Below are 23,268 nucleotides of genomic sequence, written 5' to 3' on the forward strand. Positions count from 1 at the left end.
TGGCAGGGCGCGATACGGGTCTAGTGGGCAGCAAAGCGGGCCTGCTCCTCAGGGGTCAGTGGCAGGCTTCGTTCCTGCCAGGCACTGAAACGGATGCGGGTGCTGTCACCCTGCTTGTCGGCGATGATGAGCTGATCCAGCTGCCCTTGCCCGCTCAGGGTCAGGCTGGCAAACACCTTGTCCAGCGGCGTCAGGGTCGGCACCAGCAGCAACTGCCAACCCGCCTCCGTGCTCTGAAAATCGATCTTGAAGTAGCGGCTCAGGGTCGCCTCGTCCGAGCCGAACAGCGCCAGCAGCATCTGGCTGAATTCGAGCAGTTGCGGACTGTCGATGACGGTGGCGGGCTGACCCGCCACCTGCTGCACCATGCGTTGCGGCGTCAGGGTCAGGGTCAGGGCAAAGGGCTTCTGCTGCTGCCACCAGAGACCCAGGTCGCGCACCAGCAGCAACTCGCCGGAGGCCTTGAGCGGCTGGCTCAGCCCCGCCACCTGCTTCTCCTGCTCGAAATGGGCCTGTCTGACCGGGCTCAGGGTCAGCAACTGCTGCACCTGGTCACGGCTCAGGGGGGCCGCCTGCAGCGGCAACGCCAGCAGCAGGGCCAGTCCGACCATAAGCCGGTTCAGAAGACAGCTCATTGGCTCACCCCCAGCTTGTCCAGCAGCACCTGGGGCGAGGCCAGGCACATCTCGCCGCTCGCCTTGCTCACCGCCACCTGGATGCTGTAGCCCTTGCTGGTGCGGGTGCCGCTCGCGGCATCGTTCAGCAGGTAGTCGATCTTCAAGCGGTTCTGGTACTCGGTCAGGGTGGCGCGCACCCGCACCCGCTGGCCGAAGCGCAGCGGTGCCAGGTACTTCATCCGGGTGTCTATGATGGGCCAGAGGTAACCGGAGGCCTCCATCTGCGGGTAGTTGTAATCGATGAGGTCGAGCAGGGCGCAGCGGGCCAGCTCTATGTAGCGAAAGTAGTGGCCGTGCCAGGCGACCGCCATCATGTCCACGTCGTGGAAGGGGATGGTCACTTCCACTTCGGCACTGATCTGCCAGGGTTCAGGCGTAGTCTGGATACGGCTCATAGCGAAGAGTCCTGATAGAGGGGGTAGTGACGCTGGCGGAGACGGGCGATCAACGCCCTGAGCTCCTGCTCCAGCGCCCTGTCTTCCAGCAGAGGCGCAAACTCGGCCCGCACCTGCTGTACCATATGGGCCAGGGCCGGGCTGAGCGGGCGGGTGAAGGGCGTGGGCTGGGCCAGGCGCAGCTCGACCCCCTGTACCGCCGCCAGCAGACAGGCGGCCCCGACCTGCTCAGTCAGGGTCAGCACCCGCAGGGCATCGCGCGCCGCTATGGTGCCCATGCTCACCTTGTCCTGGTTGTGGCACTCGGTGGAGCGGGAGAAGACGCTGGCGGGCATGGTCTGCTTGAGCGCCTCCGCGGTCCAGGCCGAGACGCCGATCTGCACCGCCTTGAAACCGTGGTTGATCATCTGCCGCCCGGCCGGCGCCCCCGAGAGATTGCTCGGCAGGCCGCCGTTGAACTTGGTGTCCACCAGCTGGGCCAGCTGGCGATCCAGCAGGTCGGCCAGATTGGCGATGGCCGTCTTCATGCTGTCCATCGCCATGGCGATGTGGCCGCCGTAGAAGTGGCCACCGTGCATCACGTGCTCCTCCTCGCCGTCGATCAGCGGGTTGTCGTTGGCGCTGTTGAGCTCGTTTTCGATGAGCTGGCGCCACCAGGGCAGGCTGTCGGCCACCACCCCTATGACATGGGGGGCGCAGCGCAATGAGTATCTATCCTGCAGCCGGTCGCTGTGGCGCGGCAGCTCGCCGGCCACCAGATCCTCTCTCAGCCAGGCCGCTATGCCCTGCATGCCGGGGTGGGGCTTGGCGGCAAACAACCGCTCGTCGAAGTGGAAGGCGTTGCCCCCCATGGCGACGCTCACCAGCGCCGTGATCCGGGTCGCCAGTTGCATCAGGTAGTCGGCGCGGGCGTAGGCGAGACAGGCCAGCGCCGTCATCACGGAAGTGCCGTTCATCAGCGCCAGCCCCTCCTTGGGTCTCAGGGTCAGGGGGGTGACCCCCAGCTCCCGATAGACCTCGGCGGCGGGGCGCAGCGCGCCATCGTGATGGAGCTCGCGCTCCCCCACCAGCACGGCGGCGACGTAGGAGAGCGGCGTCAGATCGCCGCTGGCGCCGACGGAACCCTCTTGTGGTATACGCGGTATGAGATCCTGCTCCAGCAACCAGCAGAGCCGCTCAAGCAAACCCGGACTGACCCCGGAGACCCCCTGCGCCAGGGAGCAGAGCCGGGTCGCCAGCACGGCGCGACCGGCATCGAGCTCAAGATCCGCCCCCAGCCCGCAGCCGTGGAAGCGGGTCAGGTGCAGCGGCAGCTCGGGCACCAGCTCGGCGGGCACCGGCCGGGTCACCGAATCCCCGTAGCCTGTGGTCACCCCGTAGATAACTCCCTCCTCGGCCAGCAGCCGATCGAGAAAATCGGCCCCCCGCTGGATGCGGGCCATGAAGGCGGGGTCCCGGTTCAATGCCGGGCGGGCACGACACTCTGCCAGCGCCACCACATCTTCGATGGTCAACGGCTCGGCGCCGAAGGTGACGCACTTCATCTCACTCTTGTTCATCGGTCAGCTGCCAGAAATCAAAAAAGTTGAACCAGTCCAGCGGGGCGCGCAGGCAGTGATGCTGCAGGCGATCGGCATAGGCCTGCACCCGGGACGCGAGTATCTGTTGTCGCCCCTGGCGCGGCAGGCTGAGGCTGTCGGCAAAGGGCTCGAAATGCACCCGAAAGCGCCCCTGCTCCTTGAGGCCGAACATCAGGTAAACCGGGCAACCCAGCACGCTGGCCAGGGCGAAGGGACCGAGGGGAAAGGGAGCTGGCGCATCGAGAAAATCGGCCCAGACCACCCGCTTCTCCCGGGTCACAGAGGTGCGATCGCCGACGATCACCACCCACTCCCCCTGATCCAGCTTCTCCTTGAGCAAGATGGCGGTATCGGCCCCCATCTCCTGCACCTGGATGAGGTTGAGCCGCGAATCCGGGTTGATCTGCTTGAGCAGGGCGTTGAAGCGGGCCGCGTGGCGGGTGAAGACCAGTGCATTGATGCGCACCTCCCCCCGGCGACTGCCAAGGGCCCGGCACAGCTCGAGATCGCCGAGGTGAGAGCCCAGCAGCAGCAAACCCTTGCCACTGTTGATGGCCGCCTCGTAGTGATCCCTCCCCACCAGCTCGACCTGATCCTCGGCTATGTCGCCGCGCCAGCCGGCCAGCTTGTCGAGCGCCGCCTCGCCAAAGCGCAGGAAGTGGCGAAAGCTCGATCTCGGCTCAGGGGGGAGCCGTATGCCCTGAGCGTGGGAAAAGGCTTCGAGCCTGGCCAGATAGGCTTGGGATGCCTGACGCTGAGTGCGGCCGGTCAGCCAGAAGTAGCCGATGACGGGGTAGAGCAGCAGGGAGAAGCCCCGGCGCCCCAGCAGGCGATAGCTGGCCAGCATGATCTGCATGCCGAGCAAAGAGCCGCGCTCCGGCGTGCGCGACCAGTGGGTCCGGCGCTCGCGCCACAGCCGGGCCGCCCATGACCAGAGGCGGCGGGGCCCGCTCGCCAGGCGCAGCAGCAGATCCCACAACAGGCGACACACCAGCCGGGTGTGCATCCAGGAGATGTCGCGGTTGTCGCGCCAGAGCTGGAAATGGGAGCTGCCATCGGCGGGATAGATGACCCGGGTCGGCACGAAACGCACCGCCACCCCGGCCCAGTGCAGGCGCACCATCACCTCGGTGTCAAAATCCATCCGCCTGCCGAGTGCCACCCGTTCGAGCAGCGCACAGCTGGCCGCCAGCGGATAGACCCGAAAGCCGCACATGCTGTCCTTGATGGCAAACGACAGCGTCTCGATCCAGACCCAGACATGGGTGATGTAGCGGCCATAGAGGCGCCCCTTGGGCACGGAATCGTCATAGACAGGCCGCCCCGAGATAAGCGCCTCCGGGTGCTTGCCCGCCTCGGCCAGCAGGGCCGGAATGTCTGCCAGATCGTGCTGGCCATCGGCATCCACCTGCAGGGCGTGGCTGAAACCGAGGCCATGGGCGTGGCGCAGCCCCGTCATCACGGCGCCGCCCTTGCCCTGATTGTGCGAATGGCGCAGCAGGGTGACCCAGGGGTGGCGTGCGGCCAGCGCATCCAGTGCCGCTGCGGCGACGGGTTCGCTGCCATCGTCGATCAGCAGGCAGGGAAGCTCATATTCGGCCAGCCGATCCAGCACGGCGGCCAGCGGACCTGCGTGGTTGTAACAGGGGATCAGGATGCAGGGCGTCATGGGATGAAGCGCACCCGTCCGCTGCTCGCCGGCTCATCCCCCAGCACATAGCTGAAAACGAGCTGCTCCTTCTGTGGCTGCCACTGCAGGCTCAGGCTGCACTCGGCCCCCGGCCGCAGCGGGCGCTGGAACTTGAGCTGATCCAGCCCGTGAAACGGCAGACTCAGGTTGAGTCGGCTGGCGGCATAGTGCATGACCCAGTGGATCTGGGTGACCCCTGGCAGCAGGGGCGCCCCGGGAAAGTGGCCCGCAAACCAGGGCAGGTCCGGATCGAGCCGCAGGTGCAGGCGCACGCCATCGGCCAGCGTCTCGCAGCCCAGCACTGTCGGCAGCGAGTTCATCGGCGGCGTGTCAGCAGAGAGGCTCATCGAACAGCTCCTTGAGTTGTGGCCAGGGGCGCTTGCCCTGGGCGTTGACGGGCATGCTCTCGACCCGGCGCAGGCTGCGCGGCAGGGCAACCGGTTCGAGCCAGGGGCGCAGCTGCTGGCGCTGGGCCAGCAGGAAGCGGCCCTGACCCAGCTCGGCCCAGCGGGCGGCCCCCAATTCGCTCAGCACCAGCACGGCGCCGAGGATCTGACGCTGGCCCTGCTGCAGAGGCAGCACGGCGGCCTGCTCCACCTCAGGCAGGGCTTGCAGGCGCGCCTCCACCTCGTCGAGGGAGATGCGCTTCTCCTCCAGCTTGATCACCCTGTCCTGGCGTCCCAGCAGCTCGAACCCGGCCCCCATCATCAGGATGCGATCGGCGCAGTCCAGCCAGCCGTCCTCTGCCAGAAAGGGGGAGCGCAGCAGCAGGCCCTGATCCGGGCCGACCCGCACCTCGACCCCGGGCAAGGGGGTCCAGGGTGTCTGCGCCTGCTGGCGCTGGCGCCAACCGATGCCGCCAGTCTCGCTGCTGCCGAAGATCTCCACCGGCAGCTGGCCGAGCAGGGCCCGGGCCTGATGGGCATCCTCGGGTTGCAGGGGCCCGCCGGAGGAGACGATAAGGCGGCAGCCCGCGGCGGGAATGGCCGGATCGAGCCGGCTGAGAAAAGCGGGGGAAGCGATCAGCGCCCAGGGAGTGGCTTGCACCGCCAGCTGCTCCGGATAATCGATGCTGCGGCGATCGAACGGACGACCCAGGGCCAGCGGCAGCAGGATGCGAAACAGCAGGCCGTAGATGTGCTGGTGACTGACGCTGGCCAGCACCCGTGTCTCGGCCAGGGTCTGGCCCCAGAGCGCCATCTGCACCCGCAGCTCGGCCTCCAGCTGGGGCCAGGCTTTGGGGATCGCCTTGGGCTCGCCGGTGGAGCCCGAGCTGAACAGGGTGAGATCGAGACGTTCGGGAAGCCGGCTGGCGTGCTCTGCATCCAGCTCGCCATGAGCGTCGGCCAGCGGCAGCCGCAGCTGGGGCACATCGAGCCCATCGGCTGGCAGCTCGCCATCTGTGAGCAGGCCGTCAAACTGATCCCGCAGCGCCAGCAGCCCGGCCAGCCGTTGATGGCCCGGCAGGATGGCCTGATGACCGCCGAGGGCGCAGGCCAGCAGGGCCTGGGCAAACAGCAGGCTGTCATCGAAACAGAGCGCCCAGCGCGCGCGCGGCTGCCCTGGGCGAGCATGGCGGGCCATGGCACTGGCCAGTTGCAGGCCGCCCAGGCGCAGCTCGGCCAGGGTCACCTCGCCACCTTGGCCGAACGCCACCAGCTGGTCGTCGTCCCGCTGCCAGAGAGTCTGCAGCAGGGTCATGGGGCCAGCCTCTTCATCAGTCGCCGGCGTACCAGATACTCCCCCGCCATCAAAGCGCCCATCAAACCGTAGCTGATGAGGCCGTTGTAGAGGCTCCAGAGCGCCAGATCGCCGTACCAGATGGTGAAGGCTGCCAGGGCACCGTTGACCACGAAGAAGCCGCACCAGATCTGGGTCACCCGCCGGGTGTAGCCGATGGCGACATCCGGCAGGCGGGGATCCTGCAAGCGGGCCAGCCGCTCCACCAGACTCATGGGGCGGGTCAGGCTCCAGCCAAACAGGCAGAGCAGCGCCAGACTCACCGCCAGCGGGTAGTAGAGCAGCCAGTGACGGGCGTTGAACAGGGCCGACAGCAGGGTCAGCCCCAGCCCGATGCAGGCCAGCAGGCGGCCCAGCCAGAGCCACTCGGGCAAGGGGCCGAGACGGGCCCTGCCCTTGAGCAGACCCGGCAGCAGCCGCAGCGAGAAGATGACCAGCAGGCCAAGCAGCAGCGGGGTCTGACCGGCACGGGTCAGCCCCCAGTAAACCGCCAGCGGGTAGAGCAGCAGGGCGCCACCGGCCAGCCAGGAGAGCCAGCGCGTCATGGGCGGGAGCGCACCGGCATCAGGCGTCGGCGAGCAGACGCTCGACCGCATCCACCACGTCATTGACGCTGCGCACCGACTTGAACTCTTCCGGCTTGATCTTCTTGCCGGTCAGCTTCTGCAGGTGTACCACCAGATCGATGGCGTCTATGCTGTCGAGCTCGAGATCCTGATAGAGGCGAGCCTCGGGGGTAATGGCCTCTTCATCCACCTCGAACAACTCGACGAGGGCAGCCTTTATCTGGGCAAAGATGTCGTCACGGGTCATGGCTCAGGCCTCCCCTTTCGACTGGGCCTGCACCAGGGCGACCAGGGCCGCGACTGAGGCGAAGTGACGACGGGTATTTTCATCCTCGGCGGAGAGCACTATGCCGTAGCGGCCCTTGATGGCAAGGCCCAGCTCCAGCGCATCGATGGAGTCCAGTCCCAGGCCATCCCCGAACAGCGGCGCCTGGCTGTCTATATCCTCAGGGGTCAGCCCCTCGAGGTTGAGACTGTCGATGATGAGTTGTTTTATCTCTAGGTGCAGGTCTTGCATAACTGTTCCATACGCTGTCATTGGGGCCCCGTTTGCAGGGCCCGGGTGAGAAACCGGGTCAGCTGGCGCGCGGCCAGCGCACTGCTCTGGTCGGTGGCGACCACCTCGTCTGCCGCCACTTGCGGCAGGAATTCTATGGTGAAAGTCGGCTTATTTTCCGGGATCTTGAACCATTTGTCCTGTTTGGTGAGAAATCGGGTGCTGCAGTGGATCCGCACCGGCTGCAGGGGCACCCGGCTGCGCACCGCCAACTGGGCCGCGCCGCGCTGCAGCTTGATGGGTTCCCCCGGCGTGGTGCGGGTTCCCTCCGGGAAGATCAGCAGCAGGCCGCCGGCCTGGATCCGCGCCATGCACAGGGGCAGGAGGCGCTCCGCCTCCACATTGGGCAGGTAATCGGCCGCCCGCACCACGCCGCCCACGAAGGGGTTGCGCCAGAGGGACTGCTTGACGATGCAGTCGCACACCGGCATCTCGGCCGCCAGCATGACGTAGTCGAGCAGACTGGGGTGATTGGCCACCACCAGGGCGCCGCGCAAGTCGGCGGGCATGCCACTCACCCGATAATCCAGCACACCCCAGCCGCGCAACACGCCGAGAAACAGCCGAAAGCTGTGGCGTATGGTCAGCTGGGCCAGGGTCCGCCGCCGCTCCCCGCGCAGGCAGAGCGCCAGCAGCGGAAACCAGCACAGGGAGAGCAGCAGGCCGCCCACCCCGAACAGGGTGAAGCCAAGGGCCGTGCCGATCAGTCGCCAGCCCCGGTTCAGCGCCGCCGCCATGTCCACTCCTGGCGGCCATCGCAAAGGGTCAGGGTCGATTCATGCCGCAGCAGGGCCCGCCAGAAGGCCAGACTCTGGGGCAGCGGGCGGACGGCAGACTCGACTGTGCGACGTGCCCCCTCACAGCGCCACTCGTCGCCGGCCTGCAGCACCAGCCCCAGCGCATGGGACGGCGCCTCGTCCGGCAACCAGGGGCGATGAAACTCGGGCACAGGCCCCTCGAACGCCACCAGCAGCACCCGACTGGCACCGGCGTGCAGCGCCGCTACCGCCTCGGTAAACCCCGCCATCAGCCCGCCCTCTCCCGCCGCCAGCGAGGTCATGGGAATGGCGGCCTTGCCCTGAATGGAGCTAAGGCCGGCGGCCGTGTTGTGCACCGACATGGAGAAATCGGTAGGGGACAGCGCCTGGCCGTCCGCCAGCGCCTGCAACAGGGTCACAGAACGGGCCAGCTCACCGTGACGGCTGACGAAGATGGCGTAATCGACTGGATGGCGAGCCAGCAGGCTCAGCCCCACCTGCACCGCCAGCCGGGAACCCTGGCTCAGGCGGCGCGCCATCATCATGGGCAGCAAGGGGGTCGCGGGGAACGGGGGGTCAGCGGGCCATTGTCCCTGCCGTGCCCACGCCTGCCAGTCGAGTTCGTCGACAAGACCGGGTGACAGTGCCTGACTATCCTGCAGCGAAAAAGAGAGCATATTTCAGGCAACCTGTCCTTGACCTTGGTGTGAGCGCTTGGACGATAAAAGGCACTCACCCGGCGGGCAGTGCCTGCTCCCTGGGGATTATCCACCGGAGTCATCACATTAATACCGCGCGAATAATACCATTATTCATCAAAAATAATAGCTGGCGCGGATTATCCGTTGGCATTGTGATTGAAAATAAATGATTTGTGTTGTCTCATTGCCGGGCTCCATTTATTGAATGTCCTCGCAAGGAAATATTATGAAACTCATTAATAAAATATCCCTGTTGCTGGCCTGCGCCCTGCTGGCCGCCTGCTCCACCAGCCAGCCCATTCGCAATATGGCCGCCAACCCGGTTGCCTTCAATCTGACCGAAGATCAGGTCGCCAGCGCCATTATCACGGCGGGGATCAGCAAGAGCTGGGTGATGAAAAAAGAGAAGCCGGGACTTATTCGTGGCCAGGTCAATGTACGCCAGCATCAGGCGGTGATCGATATTCCATATAGCAGTCACGACTATTCCATTAATTATGTGAGCAGCATCAACCTTGATGACAAGGGCAAGGGCAGCATACATCGCAGTTATAACCGCTGGGTACTGGGCCTGAATCAGGCCATCCAGACCGAACTCGCCCGCGCACAGAGCCGTTAATCCGGCAGGAGCCACCCCGTGAACCATTATCAGGTAGACCCCTACAACGCGCTGGAGGCCATAGGCGCGGCCCAGAAGATCGCCTTCGGGCCCATGCTGTTCCAGGCCAGCTGGTGTCTGCGTGAAACCGGGGTGCTCGCCTTTCTCGAGACCCGTGGCCAGCAGGGCGCGCCGCTGGCGGACATAGCCCAGGCGTGCGAGCTGAGTGAATATGCGGTCAGCGTGCTGCTGGACATGGGGCTCGGCGGCGGACTCTGCTACCTGGCCGATGATCGCTATGTGCTGGGCCGGGTCGGCAAGTATCTGCAGCACGATGCCATGAGCCGGGTCAATCTCGACTTCACCCAGCACGTCTGCTATCAACCCCTCGCCCATCTGCTCGACGCCATCCGCGACGGCACGCCGGCCGGTCTGCAGGAGTTCGGCCCCTGGCAGACCCTCTACCCGCACCTGAGCGAGCTACCCGAGCCCGCCCGCAGCAGCTGGTTTGCGTTTGATCACTTCTACTCCGACTGGGCCTTCCAGCAGGCACAGGCGAAGGTGCTTGGCTATGAGCCGCGCCACCTCTACGATCTGGGCGGCAACACCGGCAAGTGGGCCATCGCCTGCGCCAACCGGGATCCCGCCCTGCGGGTCACCATACTGGACTTGCCCGAGCAGCTGGCGCTGGCCCGGCTGAATATTGAAGAGGCGGGTCTCAGCGATCGAGTGCAGGGCCATCCTGTGGATCTGCTGCAAGCGCCTACCCTGCCCGGCGAGGCCGATCTCTGGTGGATGAGCCAGTTCCTCGACTGCTTCAGTCACGAACAGATAGTCGCCATCCTGAATCGGATCCGGCTGGCCATGCAACCGGACGCCAGGGTCTGCATCCTGGAGCTGTTCTGGGACAGGCAGACCTTCGAAGCCGCCAGTTTCAGTCTCAACGCCACCTCCCTCTACTTCACCTGTCTGGCCAACGGCAACAGCCGCTTCTATCACTCCAAACAGATGTACCAGTGCCTGCGCGAGGCGCATTTCCACGTGGAGGAGGAGCACGAGATCCCGGGCCCTGGCCATACCCTGCTGGTTGCCCGCCCGCTGCACACGAGGCCATAATGCCGTCATCGGCATCAAGATGATGATGAAACGAGGAGGAGCACACATGACGCCTAACTACCTGGCACTGCTGGCACTCGGCCTGACCCTGGGCGCAGTGACCGGCGGCTGTGCCGACATCAAGGAGGCGGGCAGGACAGTGGGGCACACCACCCGCAACGTGACCCGCGAGATTGGCCACACCACCCGGGATGTGACCCGTGAAATCGGTCACGGCACCCGGGATACCGTCAAGAAAATCGGTGACGATCTGAACGAATGACAACAGGGGCCAAGGCCCCTGTTGTCATTACCGCGAGTCAGTTGCCCCACATGGCCATCAGCCGGGACTCCATGGCCTCTTCCTGTTCATCCGGCAGCTCGGTGAAGAAATCGAGCCCGGTCTGCTCCTCCACCGCATCCACAGTCACTATGTAATCCGCAAGCTTGCTGGCCGACACGTTCTGCTGCGGCAGGACGAAGGCAATCGCCTCCTGGTTGGCCACGTCCATCACCACCCGATAATAGGCGTGGGGCACTGTCACACCGTTGCCGATGGCGCCATCGGAGTTGGTGAAGATGGGGCCCGTGATCACCTGCACATCCTGATAGGCGATGGCCCACTGGCGGGTCTTCTCCTCCAGAATGCGCCAGGCCCCCTGATTGAGCGCCGGCAACTGCGGGGTCATGTTGGTCAGCAGGAAGCTCTGCTTCATGGTGGTGGCGGTGGAGCGCATGTCCGCCGCAGGCGCCTGGTGGCCGCGGTCATAACCCGAGCCCTTGTAGTCCGCCAGGGTGGCGCGGTACTGCACCGGCACTTCCCTGTCTTCGGCAAAGGCATCCTTGCGCGGCACCTGGCCCTGGGCACTGGCGGCCGTCATCCGATAAGAGACCCAGTCAGAGACCTTGGTGTCATAGTTGTAACCGGCGGCGTAACCGTCACGGCACAGCAGTTGACTGGATTGGCTGGGGACCCCGAGCTTGACGTGGTCCTTGCACTGGAAGCCCGCCGCCAGGGTCGGGAATGTGGTGAGAGCGAATCCGATAGCCAGAACTAATTTATTGATATTATTCATTATTATGCCACTCCTTGTATTAGGCGGAGTGATTTGACACCAGGTCGGATGAGTTAGGCAATCGAACAGATTGTGAGCGTGTTGAAATTGTGAAGAGGGCTGCAAATCGGTGAAATCCCCGTCGCCAGCTGGGGGATTGTCATCCCCTTGTCATTATGCTGAATACTGTACTTTGGCTGTGTTATCAGAGAGATAGGGCCATGAAAAGCGGGGCATCAGCCCCGCTCGATTTCAGAACTACGACCCGCTCAGCTCTTGACCTGAGGCCTGGGGGTGTCGGGTTGGGAGGGTGGCAGGATCGGCAGCACTATCTGCGGCTGCTCGCCGGTCAGGCTCTTGAGATAGGCGGTCATGTCGTCGGCCTCCTGCTCGCTCAGCGCCTGGCCCAGCTGGATGTCCGCCATTATCTGCACCGCCTCCTTCAGATCCCAGACTGAGCCGTCGTGGAAGTAGGGGTAGGTCAGCTCTATGTTGCGCAGGGTCGGCACCTTGAACCAGCCGATGAACTGCTTCTCGCCGGTCACGCCGCCACGACCCAGGGCCAGGTTGTCGGTCTTGAACGGCTTGACCAGCCCCATCTTCTGATAGGAGTTGCCGCCGATGGCCACCCCGTTGTGGCAGGCGGTGCAGCCCTTATCCTTGAACAACTGATAGCCCTTCAGCTGCTGCGCCGTCAGCGCCTTGCCGTCACCCTTCAACCAGAGATCGAACGGCGCGTTGGGGGTGACCAGGGTCTCCTCGAAGGCGGCGATGGCGTCCGTGACCTCATCGATGCCGAAGTCCGCCTTGCCATAGACGGCGCCGAAACGGGTGCGATATTCGGGCAGGGTGTGCAGCGTCTCCACCGCCAGCTTGTGGGTGAAGGCCATCTCCAGCGGATTCTCGATGGGGCCCGCCGCCTGCGCCTGCAGATCCTTGGCACGACCGTCCCAGAACTGCACGAAGTTGAGGCTGGAGTTGAGCACTGTGGGGGAGTTGATCGGTCCCTCCTTCCACTTGTGACCGAGGGAGCTGACCTGGTTGTCCACCCCGCCGGTCGCCAGGTTATGGCAGGAGTTGCAGGAGATGGCATTGGATTTGGAGAGCCGCGGCTCGAAGAACAACATCTTGCCCAGCTCGACTTTTTCCGGCGATGCCACCCTGGGTACCTCTACCGGTTGAACCGGTTCAGCCGCCCACCCCGCCCCGGGCAGACCCAGCGCCAGCAACAGATAATATTTATTCATTTTTTCTCTCCCTTGTGACTGTGCATAACAGCAGCATCAGCCTGACCGGGAAAGCCTGCTTATTATTTGTTCAAGATCAAATGAGACCAACAAAAACCACATTAAAAACAATGAATTAATATATTACAGGCGGATCGGTGGCGGGGACTTGCGAGCCAAAAAAGAGCTGAATTCTGATGAGTGAATTATGAGCAAATTCATCTGCGATGACAGCCAATTAATTAGATTGCTGTCATTGAATAAAGCGATTATTCAATATGCAGGCGCTGCCGACTGTTAATTAGATTCATATTAAATGCATCATAAATATGATCGGTAATGCGGCTGTTAATAATAAACAATCCGGTCTGACATTCTGTATCCCGCATTTCAGATAATGCCATCCCCTGTTCCTTCACTTATTAAGGAAGCGGATGGCTGTGCTTTTCAATCAAGATAAGGATGTATGATGAGAAAGTCCCTGTTGGCCTGTGCCCTGTTGCTCTGTCCCACCGCCTTCGCCGCCGCCCCGCATTGGGAATACAGCGGTGAGGCCGGCCCGGCGCAATGGGCCAAACTGACCCCCGAATTTGGCCAGTGCGCGGGCAGCAACCAGTCGCCGGTCAACCTCGATGGTCTGGTGGAGGCCAAGCTGGCCCCGCTGCAGTTTCACTACCTGGCGGGTGGCCAGAGCGTCACCAACAACGGCCACACGGTACAGGTCAGCTATGCCCCGGGCAGCTCGCTTGAGCTCGACGGCATGCGCTTCGAGCTCAAGCAGTTCCACTTCCACGCCCCCAGTGAAAACCTCATCAAGGGCAAATCCTACCCGCTGGAGGGGCACCTGGTGCACGCCAACGCCAAGGGGGAACTGGCGGTGGTGGCCGTGATGTTCGAGCCGGGCCACGCCAACCCGGCGCTGAGCCAGGTCTGGCAGCAACTGCCGGCCAAGGCGGGCGAAAGCCGGTCGCTGGCAACGCCGCTGTCGGCAGATCAGCTGCTGCCCACCAACCGCGACTACTACCGCTTCAGCGGTTCGCTGACCACACCGCCCTGCTCGGAAGGGGTGCGCTGGCTGGTGATAAAGCAGCCGGTGCAGGTGAGCCAGGCCCAGATCGACGCCTTCAAGGCGGTGATGCACCACCCCAACAACAGACCCGTGCAGCCGCTGAACGGTCGGCTGGTGTTGCAATAACCCCCCCTGGAGATCACAGAGCAGAGATAGAAAAGAGGGCCAAGAGGCCCTCTTTTTCGTTTGCAGTAACTGATTACAGACTGGCGGCGATACGAGCCCCCAGCGCGGCGTTGTTCAGCACCAGCTGGACATTAACGGCCAGGGAGTTACCGCCCCGGACTACCCGTTACAGGCTGGCGGCGATACGGGCACCCAGGGCGGCGTTGTTCAGCACCAGCTGAATGTTGGCCGCCAGCGAGTTGCCGCCGGTCAGCTCGCACACCCGGGCCAGCAGGAAGGGAGTGGACGCCTTGCCCTTCACCCCCTGCTCGTCCGCTTCCTGCAGCGCCTGCTTGATCGCGGCATCTATGTCGGCCCTGGGCATGGCAAACTGGGTCGGGATCGGGTTGGTGACCACGGCGCCGCCGGCCAGTCCCAGCTCCCACTTGAGGCGCAGTGCCTCGGCGATTGCCGCCGGGCTCTCCAGCCGGTAATCCACCTTGAAGCCGCTCTCGCGGGTGTAGAAGGCAGGCAGCTCATCGGTCTGATAACCGATGACGGGCACGCCCTGGGTCTCCAGGTACTCCAGGGTCAGGCCTATGTCGAGGATCGACTTGGCGCCGGCGCAGACCACGGCCACCGGGGTCTGGGCGAACTCCTGCAGATCCGCCGAGATGTCGAAGGTCTCTTGGGCGCCGCGATGCACGCCGCCGATGCCACCGGTGGCAAACACCCGGATCCCGGCCATGGCGGCGATGATCATGGTGGAGGCGACCGTAGTCGCGCCCAGCCCCTTGTTCGCCAGCACGAAGGGAATGTCCCGGCGGCTGCACTTGGTGGCGGCATGACCGGCCCGACCCAGCGCCTCCAGCGCCCCCGCATCCAGACCCACCTTGAGGCGGCCATCCAGAATGGCGATGGTGGCCGGCACGGCGCCGTTGTCGCGCACGACTTGCTCTACCTGACGCGCCGTCTCCACGTTCTGCGGATAGGGCATGCCGTGGGAGATGATGGTGGACTCCAGGGCAACGACGGGTTTGCCGGCGGCCAGGGCCGCAGCGACTTCAGGTTGGATATCGAGGTAAGCGTTCAACATGGGTACTCCTCCAGCATGCGTTCAACGGCGGCCTTGGATAGGCCGGAAAAGACGGTATCGGAACAATTGACGGTGAGGGCGGCGCAGCCGAGGGCAAAACGGGTGGTGTCGGTCATGTCGCTCTCCTGCAACCAGGCGTGGGCCAGCCCTGCCATGAAGGCATCGCCACCGCCAGTCACGTTGACGACCGGGCTGCCGAGCACGGGCAGATGGCCCTGGCACTCCCCGTCGCTATAGAAAATCCCCTGATCGCCGAGACTCAGGAACAGCCGCTGCACCCCGGCGCGGTGGAACCAGGCCGCCGCCATGGGCCAGGTATCGGGCCCAGCTATGGTGAAGCCGCACAGCTGCTCGGCCTCGCTGCGATTGGGTTTGAGGGTGTGGATCCGGTGCAGCCAGGGGCGGATCTTCTCCACCTTGGCCACCGAGACGGTGTCGACGAAGATGATGTGCTCGCCCTGGCGCTCGAACAGCCAGTCGAGGGTGTGGGTAGCGAGGTTGGTATCCAGCACCCAGAGCCGGGCCGCGCCGAGAAAACCGCTCAAGGGGGTGAGCCGGGCCGGTGTCAGTTGATCGATGATCGCCATGTCGTTGACGGCGCAGCTCATCTCGCCGCTGCCATCGTGCAGACTGAGGTAACAGGAGGTCGCCTGACCGTCCAGCATCAGCACCTGGCGCACGTCGACGCCGGCGCGCTGGGTCACGTCCAGCAGGTGATGACCGTATTGATCATTGCCCACCGCGCTCAGCAGCCGGGTATCGGTACCGAGCCGCGCCAGGTTCTCGGCTATGTTGCGCCCCACCCCGCCAGCCGAGGTGCGTACCTTGCCGGGATTGGAATCCCCGATGCGCAGGTTGTCGTGGCTGCAGCCGCAGATATCCATGTTGGCGCCGCCGATCACCACGGCGTAGGGCCCTTCCCGCAGCACATAACCGCGCCCCTGCACATAGCCCTGGCGCATCAGGCTGGAGATGTGGCTCGCCAGTGCCGAGCGGCTGATGCCGAGCCTGTCCGCCAGCTCCTGCTGGGCAATCATGGGGTCCTGGCGCAGCAGGGCGAGGATCTCTTGCTCACGTTCCGTCATAGACAAACATCCAGTTACAAACGTTTGTCCATTATTTCCGAAAAACGTTTTCCCGCTATCACCCCGTGCAAAAATTGTCGGTTTGCGCACAAAAAATCACCGGGCAGAGCCCGGCGATGAAAAAACGGTTTTCAGATGATGCCACTCAGCCCAACAACACCCAGACTTCGCCGGCACTCTGCATCACGGGCCAGCAGGCCACCTTCAGCGCCGGGTCGTCCAGACAGCGGCCATCGGCCAGGGCATAACGCTGCTTGTAGAGCGGCGAGGCAACCACGGGCTCGCCACCGCAATCCCCCACCAGGCCCCGGCTCAGCACGGCCACACCGGCCAGGGGATCCAGATCATCCAGCGCATAGACCCGCTCGCCGAGCCGAAACAGCGCCAGCGCCCGCCCCCCCAGCCAGGCGCTGCGCCCCGCCTGCTCCGGCAGGGCCGCCAGCTCGCATACCCGCAACCATTCGCCATGCTCGCTCTGCAACACGTTCTCTCTGCTCGGCTCCATCTCTGCTCCTTGTCGCTGCTCATCCGGCATCTCTTGCCATGCACTCTGGTTGGCCCCGTTCATATCACCTCCTTGATACTGATATCCGGCACCCACTGGCCCCGCTCCTCCCGTCTGGGGGGCGTGCTCCCCTCCGGCTGGTTGACGAAGGCCTCGAACAGCTTGAGCTTGTCCGGATCCGCCAGGGTACTCTTCCACTCGCACTGCCAGCTGCCCACTATGCCGTCCATCATGGCCTCCAGCTCGGCCCCTATGCCGAGCCTGTCCTCTATGATCACCGACTTGAGGTAGTCGAGCCCCCCCTCCATGCTCTCCATCCAGACCGAGGTACGCTGCAACCGATCGCCGGTGCGCACGTAGAACATCAGCAGCCTGTCTATGTATCGGATCAGGGTCTGCTCATCGAGGTCGGTGGCAAACAGGTCGGCGTGGCGCGGCCGCATGCCGCCGTTGCCGCACACATAGAGGTTCCAGCCGCGCTCGGTGGCGATGACGCCTATGTCCTTGCTCTGGGCCTCGGCGCACTCCCGGGTGCAGCCGGAGACCGCAAACTTCAGCTTGTGGGGCGCCCGCAGCCCCTTGTAGCGGTTCTCCAGAGTCTGGGTCAGGGTCATGGAGTCCTGCACCCCGTAGCGGCACCAGGTCGAGCCGACGCAGGACTTCACTGTACGCACCGACTTGCCATAGGCCTGGCCTGTCTCGAACCCCGCCGCCACCAGTTCGCCCCAGATGGCGGGCAGCTGATCGCGCCGGGCGCCGAACAAGTCGATGCGCTGGCCGCCGGTGATCTTGGTGTAGAGGCCGTACTTGCGCGCCACCTCCCCTATGGTGATCAGGCCATCCGGGGTGATCTCCCCGCCGGGGATGCGCGGCACCACCGAATAGGTGCCGTCCTTTTGCAGGTTGGCGAGGAAGGCGTCGTTGGTATCCTGCAGGCCGCGGTGGGGCTTCTCCAGCACATGCTCGTTCCACAGCGACGCCAGTATGGAGGCGACCGTCGGCTTGCAGATGTCGCAGCCAAGGCCCTTGCCGTGTTTGTCGCGCAGCGCCTCGAAGCTATTCAGCTCGCCGACCCGGGCCAGGTGATAGAGCTCCTGGCGGCTGTGGGCGAAGTGCTCGCACAGCCCCTTGTCCGCCTCGACCCCAATCTCCGCCAGCGTCTGTTCCACCACCTGCTTGAGCAGGTTGCTGCAGCCGCCGCAGCCGGTGCCCGCCTTGGTGCAGCTCTTGACCGCCGCCAGCTCGTGGTTGCCTGCCTTGACGGCGGCCACCACGGCCCCCTTGCTGACGTTGTGGCAGGAGCAGAGGATGGCGCTGTCCGGCAGCACCAGAGGCGCCGCCGCGCCGCCCGCGTCCCCCACCAGCAGGGAGAGCGGCGGCTGGGGCAGCGCCACCCCGTTCTGGTAGTACTGCAGCAGTCGCTCATAATCGGCTCCGTCCCCCACCAGGATGGCACCGAGCAGCCGGCTCCCCTCGCCGTCGGTCACCAGCTTCTTGTAGATGCCGTTGACCCTGTCCAGCAGCAGCAGCTCCTGAGCCCCGGCCGTGCTGGCGTGGGCATCGCCGATGGAGCCCACGTCCACCCCCATCAGCTTGAGCTTGGTGGACATGTCGGCCCCCGCGAAGCGGCTCTCGCCGCCGCACAGGCTGGCCACGGCGGCGCGGGCCATCTGGTAGCCGGGGGCCACCAGCCCGAAGATGCGCCCCTGCCAGAGCGCGCACTCGCCGATGGCGAGGATGGCGGGGTCCGAGCTGCGGCAGCCCTCATCGATGCAGATGCCGCCGCGCTCGCCGACGCTCAGCCCGGATTGACGGGCCAGGCCGTCGGCGGGTCGGATGCCGGCCGAGAACAGGATCACGTCGGTCTCAAGATGAGAGCCATCCTTGAACCTCAGCCGGTGACGGGCCTGCTCCCCATCCTCGATGCACTCGGTGGCCTTCTCCACCAGCACCTCGACCCCGAGCGCCCGGATCTTGTCCCGCAGCACGGCGCCGCCGTTGTCATCGAGCTGCACCGGCATCAGCCGCGGGGCAAACTCCACCACCTGGGTCTTGAGGCCGAGCAGGCGCAAGGCGTTGGCGGCCTCCAGCCCCAGCAGGCCGCCGCCGATCACCACGCCGCTGCGCGCCTGGGCGCAGGCATCGCGGATGGCTGCGAGATCCCCCAGGGTGCGGTAGACGAAGCAGCCCGCCCGCTGATGGCCGGGGATGGGGGGCACGAAGGGGACCGAGCCGGTCGCCAACACCAGCCGGTCGTAACCGAACCGCTCGCCATCGGCCAGGGTCAGGGTGCGGGTATCTCTGTCCAGCGCCTCCACCTCGGCCCCCAGCCGCAGCCTGATGCCCTGCGCCTCATACCAGGCGGGATCCGCCAGTTGCAGCGCCTCGGGCGCCTTGCCGCCAAATACCTCGGACAGATGCACCCTGTCATAGGCGGAGTCCGGCTCGGCACCAAATACCGTCACCTCGAACCGGTTCAGGCCACCGGCCGCCACCAGCTGCTCGACAAAGTGATGACCCACCATGCCGTTGCCCACCACCAGCAATCTTTGTTTATTGTCCATGTTTCTCTTCCTTGAATTCTGGGGGCTCAGGCGCGCAGCTTGCTGCGCACCGGGTCGGCCGCCTTGAGCGGGGTCACCTTGCGCTGCTTCTCGTAGAGGAAGCGCAGCACCTGCTGGCGCAGCTTGTGATAGTGACCATCGTCCGCCAGGGCGACCCTGTCTCTGGGCCTCGGCAAGTCCACGGTCAGGATCTCGCCGACGGTGGCGGCGGGGCCATTGGTCATCATGACGATGCGATCGGAGAGCAGCACCGCCTCGTCCACGTCGTGGGTGATCATGATGACGGTGTTGCCGAGCTCGGCCTGGATGGCCATCAGCGCGTCCTGCAGATGAGCCCGGGTCAGGGCATCGAGGGCACCGAACGGCTCGTCCATCAGCAACACCTTGGGGGAGAGCGACAGGGCGCGGGCGATGCCGACCCGCTGCTTCATTCCCCCCGACAGTTCGTGGGGCATCTTCTGGCTGGCGTGATCCATCTGCACAAGGGAGAGGTAGTAGTTGACCCGCTCCACCACCGCCCGCCGATCCGGCTCCACCTGCTCCACCGCCAGCGCCACGTTCTGATAGACGCTGAGCCAGGGCAGCAGCGCGTGGTTCTGGAACACCATGGCCCGCTCCGGGCCGGGCCCCGCCACCTCGCGCCCGTCCAGGATGATGCCCCCCGTGGTGGGCTCCAGCAGCCCGGCCACCAGATTGAGCACAGTGCTCTTGCCGCAGCCGGAGTGGCCGATGAGGGAGACGAACTCCCCCCGCGCGATGCGCAGGTTGACCCGGCTGAGAGCCTCGAAGCGCCCCTGCTCCGTCTCGAACGCGATGCCGACATCGCTTACCTCCAGATAACTCTTCATTGGCTCTTCTCCTGCCTGAATAGGGATTCTGTTGTTAACGCAGCACCTGACGCTTGTCCTGAAGCGAGGCCACTGCTGCTGGGGTTAACGCAGCACCTGGCGCTTGTCCCAGGACAACCACTGCTGCAGGGCCAGCATGCCCCTGTCCAGGGCGCAGCCGATGAGGCCTATGGTGATCACCGCCACCATGATGCGGGCCAGAGACGAGGCGCCGCCGCTCTGGAACTCGTCCCACACGAACTTGCCGAGCCCCGGGTTCTGGGCCAGCATCTCGGCCGCGATCAGCACCATCCAGGCCACCCCCAGCGACAGCCGCAGCCCGGTGAAGATCATGGGCAGGGCGCCGGGCAGCACGATGCGGCGCACGTGGGTCACAAACGACAGCCGCAGTACCCGGCTGACGTTGTGCAGATCGCCGTCCAGCCCCGCCACCCCGACCGCCGTGTTGATCAGGGTCGGCCAGAGGGAGCAGAGGGTCACCGTCAGCGCCGAGGTGACGAAAGACTTCGCAAGCCAGGGGGCAGAGCTGGTGTAGAGCGCGCTCACCACCAGCGTGATGAGTGGCAGCCAGGCCAGGGGCGACACCGGCTTGAGCAGCTGGATCACCGGGTTGGCGGCGCGGTAGAGCCCCTGATTCATGCCGAGCAGCACCCCGCACGGGATGGCGATCAGGCTGGCCAGAGTGAATCCGCACAGCACAGTGAGCAGGCTGGTGGCGATCTGATCGAAGAAGGTGGGGCGCCCGGTATAGGGGCGCAGCCTCACCTCGGCCGCCGGATCTGCGGCCAGCCGCTCGGCATTGCGCACCTGTTGGCGCTCGAGGAAGGCGCTCGCCTTCTCCCGCTCGGCCAGATGCTCCTGCCCCAGCGACCAGAGCTGGCTGGCGGTCGCCAGCGGCCCCGGCAAGGTGCCCAGGCTGGTCTGCACCTGACTCGCCCCCCACTGCCAGAGGCCGAGGAACAGCAGCACGCCGAGCAGGGGCTGCACCATGGTTTTCCAATTGATGACTTTCCACTGATGTCGTTTCATTGCGCTCTCCTCGCTCATTGCACCCGCTCATCGCCCTTGAGGCCGATGGCAAACTGTTGCAGATAGGCGTTGGGGTGGCGGCCGTCGTAGATGAGGCCATCGATGAAACCATCCTGCGGGCCGCGATAACCCTGCTCACTGGCAAAATCGGGGAAATCCTGCGCCTTGAACTTGCCCTCGGCGATCAGCGCCTCGGCCGCCTGGCGGTAGACCTCGGGTTGATAGACGGCCCTGGCGACCTGCTCGAACCAGGCGTCCGGCTTGGCCGTCGGGATCTGGCCCCAGCGCCGCATCTGGGTCAGGTACCAGATGGCATCCGAGTAGTAGGGATAGGTGGCCTGATGGCGGAAGAAGACGTTGAAATCCGGCAGGCTGCGCCTGTCCCCCTTGGCGTACTCGAAGGTGCCCACCATGGAGTTGGCGATCACCCCCTCGTCGGCCCCCACGTACTCCGGCCGCGCCAGCAGCTTGGCCGCCTCGCGCCGGTTGCCGTTTTGCTCGGCATCCAGCCACCAGGCCGCCCGCAGCAGCGCCTTCACCAGCCTTATGTGGGTATTGGGATGACGCTCTGCCCACTGGCGGGTGACGCCGAACACCTTCTCCGGGTTGTTGCGCCAGATCTCGTAATCGGTGATGACGGGCACCCCTATGCCCCTGGCGACCGCCTGCTGGTTCCAGGGTTCTCCCACGCTGTAGCCGGCTATGGTGCCCGCCTCCAGGGTGGCGGGCATCTGCGGTGGCGGTGTGACCGACAGCAGCACGTCCGCCTGACGCTGACCCGAGCTGTCGCCGAGGGCGGGGGCATAGAAGCCGGGGTTCAGCCCGCCGGCCGCCAGCCAGTATCTGAGCTCGTAGTTGTGGGGGGAGACGGGGAACACCATCCCCATGTTGAACGGCTTGCCCGCCTGCCGATATTGAGCCACCACGGGTTTGAGCGCGGCGGCGCTCACCGGGGCCGGCGCCTGACCCGCCACCGCCTTGGGCAGATGGGGCTGCATGGCGGCCCACACAGGGTTGGCGACCGTGATGGCGTTGCCGTTGAGATCCATGGCGAATGCCGTCACCAGCTCGGCCTGGGTGCCTATGCCGACATGGGCGGCCAGCGGCTGACCCGCCAGCATCTGGGCACCGTCCAGCTCGCCGTCGATCACCCGATCCAGCAGCACCTTCCAGTTCGCCTGGGCCTCCAGGGTGACGTAGAGCCCCTCATCCTCGAAATAACCGCGCTCATAGGCCACCGCCAGCGGTGCCATGTCGGTCAGCTTGATGAAGCCCAGCTTGAGCTCCTCCTGCTCCGGGGCCCCCACAGCCGCCAGCGTCGGCAGTGACAGCAGCGCCAGCAGCAGACCCGCACATCCTTGTCTCTTGTTCATTCGCCTTCCTCGCTCAGATCACAGTCATGGGCGGCCATTCCCCTGCGCCGTTGCAGGGTCGCGGCCAAAAAAAAACCTCACCGATCCGGGATCGGTGAGGCCTCTTTGCCCTGTTGCGAGTGACGGGCCCGTGGGCGCCATCACTCCTTGTCTTCTGGGTAATCCACTTTCCGTGCCACATTGGCCAAGCCGCCGAAACGGGCCCTATTCCGCCTTTTTCCTCCCGCTTTGCCTTCTCGTTTGCCTCAATTAGGCGCAGTTGCACCAAAACGGTTTGCCAGCCCAGCTCTCACGCCGGCAGTGCCAGCAGCAGCTGCCGTGCCAGCTCCCCCAGGCTCAGGTGCCGACTCATGGCGGTGCTGCGCATCAGGCGGTAGGCCTGCTCCTCGTCCAGCCCCTGATGACGCATCAGCCGCCCCTTGGCCTGCTCGACCAACCGCCGCTCCACCAGCTGCTGGCGCAGTTCACTCTCGGTCTGCGCCAGCGCCTGCACCATGGCCAGCTGGCTGCGGGCCAGCCGCAGCCACTGCTCGACCGGCTCCCGCTCGCCGCACGGATGCGGCACCAGCAGCACCCCCTGCTGCAACAGGGCGATCTGGGGCTCGGTGCCGATCCGCTCGCAAAACAGCAGGCGCGGCACCCCGGGCCAGAGAGAGAGGCCGAGCCGCACCTCGGCACCGAACTGGCGACTGCTGATGAGCAGGGCATCCCCCTGCCCGTGCGGGGTCAGCAGTTGGCGACTGTCCAGGATCTGCGGCTGATGGCCGTAGTGGCTGACCAGCAGGGCCAGACGGTTTGCCTGACCCGGCTCGTCGGCGTGGATCAGCAGGCGGGAAGGGGGGCCGGCACGGCCCCCGGGGGGAAGAGTGGTCATGGCGCTCCTTGCCAACGGCTAGCGCAGCTTGTCTGTCGCTGCTTGTTCACCGCAGATGACGCAACATGAAGGCCAACTATTTG

The 23,268-nt window shown here is 65.0% G+C and carries 26 protein-coding genes; 4 read left to right on the forward strand and 22 right to left on the reverse strand.

Annotated features, from left to right (window positions below; all coding sequences use genetic code 11):
• Positions 1-20 precede the first annotated feature (20 nt).
• The 11 genes from AACW87_RS14195 to AACW87_RS14245 are packed head-to-tail and all read right to left on the reverse strand — an operon-like array spanning position 21 to position 8,639.
• Positions 21-635 carry an outer membrane lipoprotein carrier protein LolA gene (locus AACW87_RS14195; protein WP_156994923.1) on the reverse strand — a complete coding sequence of 205 codons (615 nt, stop codon included), beginning with the start codon at positions 633-635 and terminating at the stop codon, positions 21-23.
• A complete protein-coding gene (locus AACW87_RS14200) occupies positions 632-1,072 on the reverse strand; it encodes an acyl-CoA thioesterase (protein WP_241325266.1) in 441 nt (146 codons plus the stop codon). Before AACW87_RS14200 ends, AACW87_RS14195 begins: the two co-directional genes overlap by 4 nt.
• Positions 1,069-2,631, reverse strand: coding sequence for an HAL/PAL/TAL family ammonia-lyase (locus tag AACW87_RS14205; RefSeq protein WP_241325268.1), 1,563 nt, complete (start codon positions 2,629-2,631; stop codon positions 1,069-1,071). The genes AACW87_RS14200 and AACW87_RS14205 overlap by 4 nt, the downstream gene beginning before the upstream one ends.
• Positions 2,618-4,321, reverse strand: a complete 1,704-nt coding sequence (locus AACW87_RS14210) for a glycosyltransferase family 2 protein (protein ID WP_241325270.1) — start codon at positions 4,319-4,321, stop codon at positions 2,618-2,620. Before AACW87_RS14210 ends, AACW87_RS14205 begins: the two co-directional genes overlap by 14 nt.
• A complete protein-coding gene (locus AACW87_RS14215) occupies positions 4,318-4,689 on the reverse strand; it encodes an ApeI family dehydratase (protein ID WP_241325272.1) in 372 nt (123 codons plus the stop codon). Before AACW87_RS14215 ends, AACW87_RS14210 begins: the two co-directional genes overlap by 4 nt.
• Positions 4,673-6,043: an AMP-binding protein gene (locus tag AACW87_RS14220; protein WP_241325273.1), complete on the reverse strand. Its 1,371-nt coding sequence runs from the start codon at positions 6,041-6,043 to the stop codon at positions 4,673-4,675. The genes AACW87_RS14215 and AACW87_RS14220 overlap by 17 nt, the downstream gene beginning before the upstream one ends.
• The gene (locus tag AACW87_RS14225) at positions 6,040-6,627 is read right to left on the reverse strand and encodes a hypothetical protein (RefSeq protein ID WP_169047518.1); all 588 of its coding nucleotides are present in this window, start codon (positions 6,625-6,627) and stop codon (positions 6,040-6,042) included. The genes AACW87_RS14220 and AACW87_RS14225 overlap by 4 nt, the downstream gene beginning before the upstream one ends.
• 19 nt (positions 6,628-6,646) lie before the next feature.
• Positions 6,647-6,895: an acyl carrier protein gene (locus AACW87_RS14230; RefSeq protein WP_011707160.1), complete on the reverse strand. Its 249-nt coding sequence runs from the start codon at positions 6,893-6,895 to the stop codon at positions 6,647-6,649.
• Positions 6,896-6,898: 3 nt separating this feature from the next.
• On the reverse strand, positions 6,899-7,165 hold the full coding sequence (locus AACW87_RS14235) for a phosphopantetheine-binding protein (protein ID WP_005317803.1): 267 nt from the start codon (positions 7,163-7,165) through the stop codon (positions 6,899-6,901).
• 17 nt (positions 7,166-7,182) lie between these two features.
• Positions 7,183-7,941, reverse strand: coding sequence for a lysophospholipid acyltransferase family protein (locus AACW87_RS14240; protein ID WP_098982661.1), 759 nt, complete (start codon positions 7,939-7,941; stop codon positions 7,183-7,185).
• Entirely contained in the window at positions 7,926-8,639 is a 714-nt protein-coding gene (locus AACW87_RS14245; protein ID WP_241325275.1) for a beta-ketoacyl synthase chain length factor, read from the reverse strand. The genes AACW87_RS14240 and AACW87_RS14245 overlap by 16 nt, the downstream gene beginning before the upstream one ends.
• 250 nt (positions 8,640-8,889) lie before the next feature.
• Between AACW87_RS14245 and AACW87_RS14250 the strand changes: the two genes are divergently transcribed.
• Genes AACW87_RS14250 through AACW87_RS14260 form a run of 3 tightly spaced genes read left to right on the forward strand, consistent with a single transcriptional unit; the run spans position 8,890 to position 10,639 of the window.
• Positions 8,890-9,282 carry a hypothetical protein gene (locus AACW87_RS14250; RefSeq protein ID WP_043138183.1) on the forward strand — a complete coding sequence of 131 codons (393 nt, stop codon included), beginning with the start codon at positions 8,890-8,892 and terminating at the stop codon, positions 9,280-9,282.
• Positions 9,283-9,300: 18 nt separating this feature from the next.
• On the forward strand, positions 9,301-10,377 hold the full coding sequence (locus AACW87_RS14255) for a methyltransferase (RefSeq protein ID WP_241325277.1): 1,077 nt from the start codon (positions 9,301-9,303) through the stop codon (positions 10,375-10,377).
• 46 nt (positions 10,378-10,423) lie between these two features.
• Complete coding sequence (locus tag AACW87_RS14260) at positions 10,424-10,639, forward strand: hypothetical protein (RefSeq protein ID WP_241325278.1); 216 nt, start codon at positions 10,424-10,426, stop codon at positions 10,637-10,639.
• Between the two features lie 37 nt (positions 10,640-10,676).
• On the opposite strand, the gene AACW87_RS14265 is transcribed toward AACW87_RS14260, so the two are convergent.
• The 3 genes from AACW87_RS14265 to AACW87_RS14275 all read right to left on the reverse strand — a co-directional run bounded on the left by AACW87_RS14265 (position 10,677) and on the right by AACW87_RS14275 (position 13,041).
• Positions 10,677-11,432, reverse strand: coding sequence for a DNA/RNA non-specific endonuclease (locus tag AACW87_RS14265; protein ID WP_241325279.1), 756 nt, complete (start codon positions 11,430-11,432; stop codon positions 10,677-10,679).
• A 248-nt stretch (positions 11,433-11,680) separates the two neighbouring features.
• Positions 11,681-12,658: a cytochrome-c peroxidase gene (locus AACW87_RS14270; RefSeq protein WP_241325280.1), complete on the reverse strand. Its 978-nt coding sequence runs from the start codon at positions 12,656-12,658 to the stop codon at positions 11,681-11,683.
• 248 nt (positions 12,659-12,906) lie between these two features.
• Complete coding sequence (locus AACW87_RS14275; RefSeq protein ID WP_277606778.1) at positions 12,907-13,041, reverse strand: hypothetical protein; 135 nt, start codon at positions 13,039-13,041, stop codon at positions 12,907-12,909.
• A gap of 65 nt (positions 13,042-13,106) precedes the next feature.
• Between AACW87_RS14275 and AACW87_RS14280 the strand changes: the two genes are divergently transcribed.
• Positions 13,107-13,832: a carbonic anhydrase gene (locus AACW87_RS14280; RefSeq protein ID WP_241325281.1), complete on the forward strand. Its 726-nt coding sequence runs from the start codon at positions 13,107-13,109 to the stop codon at positions 13,830-13,832.
• Between the two features lie 166 nt (positions 13,833-13,998).
• On the opposite strand, the gene AACW87_RS14285 is transcribed toward AACW87_RS14280, so the two are convergent.
• The 8 genes from AACW87_RS14285 to AACW87_RS14320 all read right to left on the reverse strand — a co-directional run bounded on the left by AACW87_RS14285 (position 13,999) and on the right by AACW87_RS14320 (position 23,185).
• Positions 13,999-14,907, reverse strand: a complete 909-nt coding sequence (locus AACW87_RS14285) for a pseudouridine-5'-phosphate glycosidase (RefSeq protein ID WP_043556223.1) — start codon at positions 14,905-14,907, stop codon at positions 13,999-14,001.
• On the reverse strand, positions 14,901-15,992 hold the full coding sequence (locus AACW87_RS14290; protein ID WP_103472611.1) for a PfkB family carbohydrate kinase: 1,092 nt from the start codon (positions 15,990-15,992) through the stop codon (positions 14,901-14,903). The genes AACW87_RS14285 and AACW87_RS14290 overlap by 7 nt, the downstream gene beginning before the upstream one ends.
• A gap of 145 nt (positions 15,993-16,137) precedes the next feature.
• On the reverse strand, positions 16,138-16,560 hold the full coding sequence (gene nirD, locus AACW87_RS14295; RefSeq protein ID WP_241325282.1) for a nitrite reductase small subunit NirD: 423 nt from the start codon (positions 16,558-16,560) through the stop codon (positions 16,138-16,140).
• Positions 16,557-19,061: a nitrite reductase large subunit NirB gene (gene nirB, locus AACW87_RS14300; RefSeq protein ID WP_241325283.1), complete on the reverse strand. Its 2,505-nt coding sequence runs from the start codon at positions 19,059-19,061 to the stop codon at positions 16,557-16,559. Before nirB ends, nirD begins: the two co-directional genes overlap by 4 nt.
• 26 nt (positions 19,062-19,087) lie before the next feature.
• Complete coding sequence (locus tag AACW87_RS14305) at positions 19,088-19,909, reverse strand: ABC transporter ATP-binding protein (protein WP_241325284.1); 822 nt, start codon at positions 19,907-19,909, stop codon at positions 19,088-19,090.
• A gap of 84 nt (positions 19,910-19,993) precedes the next feature.
• Entirely contained in the window at positions 19,994-20,938 is a 945-nt protein-coding gene (locus AACW87_RS14310; RefSeq protein ID WP_241325286.1) for an ABC transporter permease, read from the reverse strand.
• A 14-nt stretch (positions 20,939-20,952) separates the two neighbouring features.
• Positions 20,953-22,311, reverse strand: a complete 1,359-nt coding sequence (locus AACW87_RS14315) for a CmpA/NrtA family ABC transporter substrate-binding protein (RefSeq protein WP_241325287.1) — start codon at positions 22,309-22,311, stop codon at positions 20,953-20,955.
• A gap of 289 nt (positions 22,312-22,600) precedes the next feature.
• Positions 22,601-23,185, reverse strand: coding sequence for an ANTAR domain-containing response regulator (locus tag AACW87_RS14320; protein ID WP_103472607.1), 585 nt, complete (start codon positions 23,183-23,185; stop codon positions 22,601-22,603).
• Between the last annotated feature and the right edge of the window lie 83 nt (positions 23,186-23,268).

The organism is Aeromonas sp. MR7 (assembly GCF_963899385.1).
GTDB classification, from domain to species: Bacteria; Pseudomonadota; Gammaproteobacteria; order Enterobacterales; family Aeromonadaceae; genus Aeromonas; species Aeromonas bestiarum.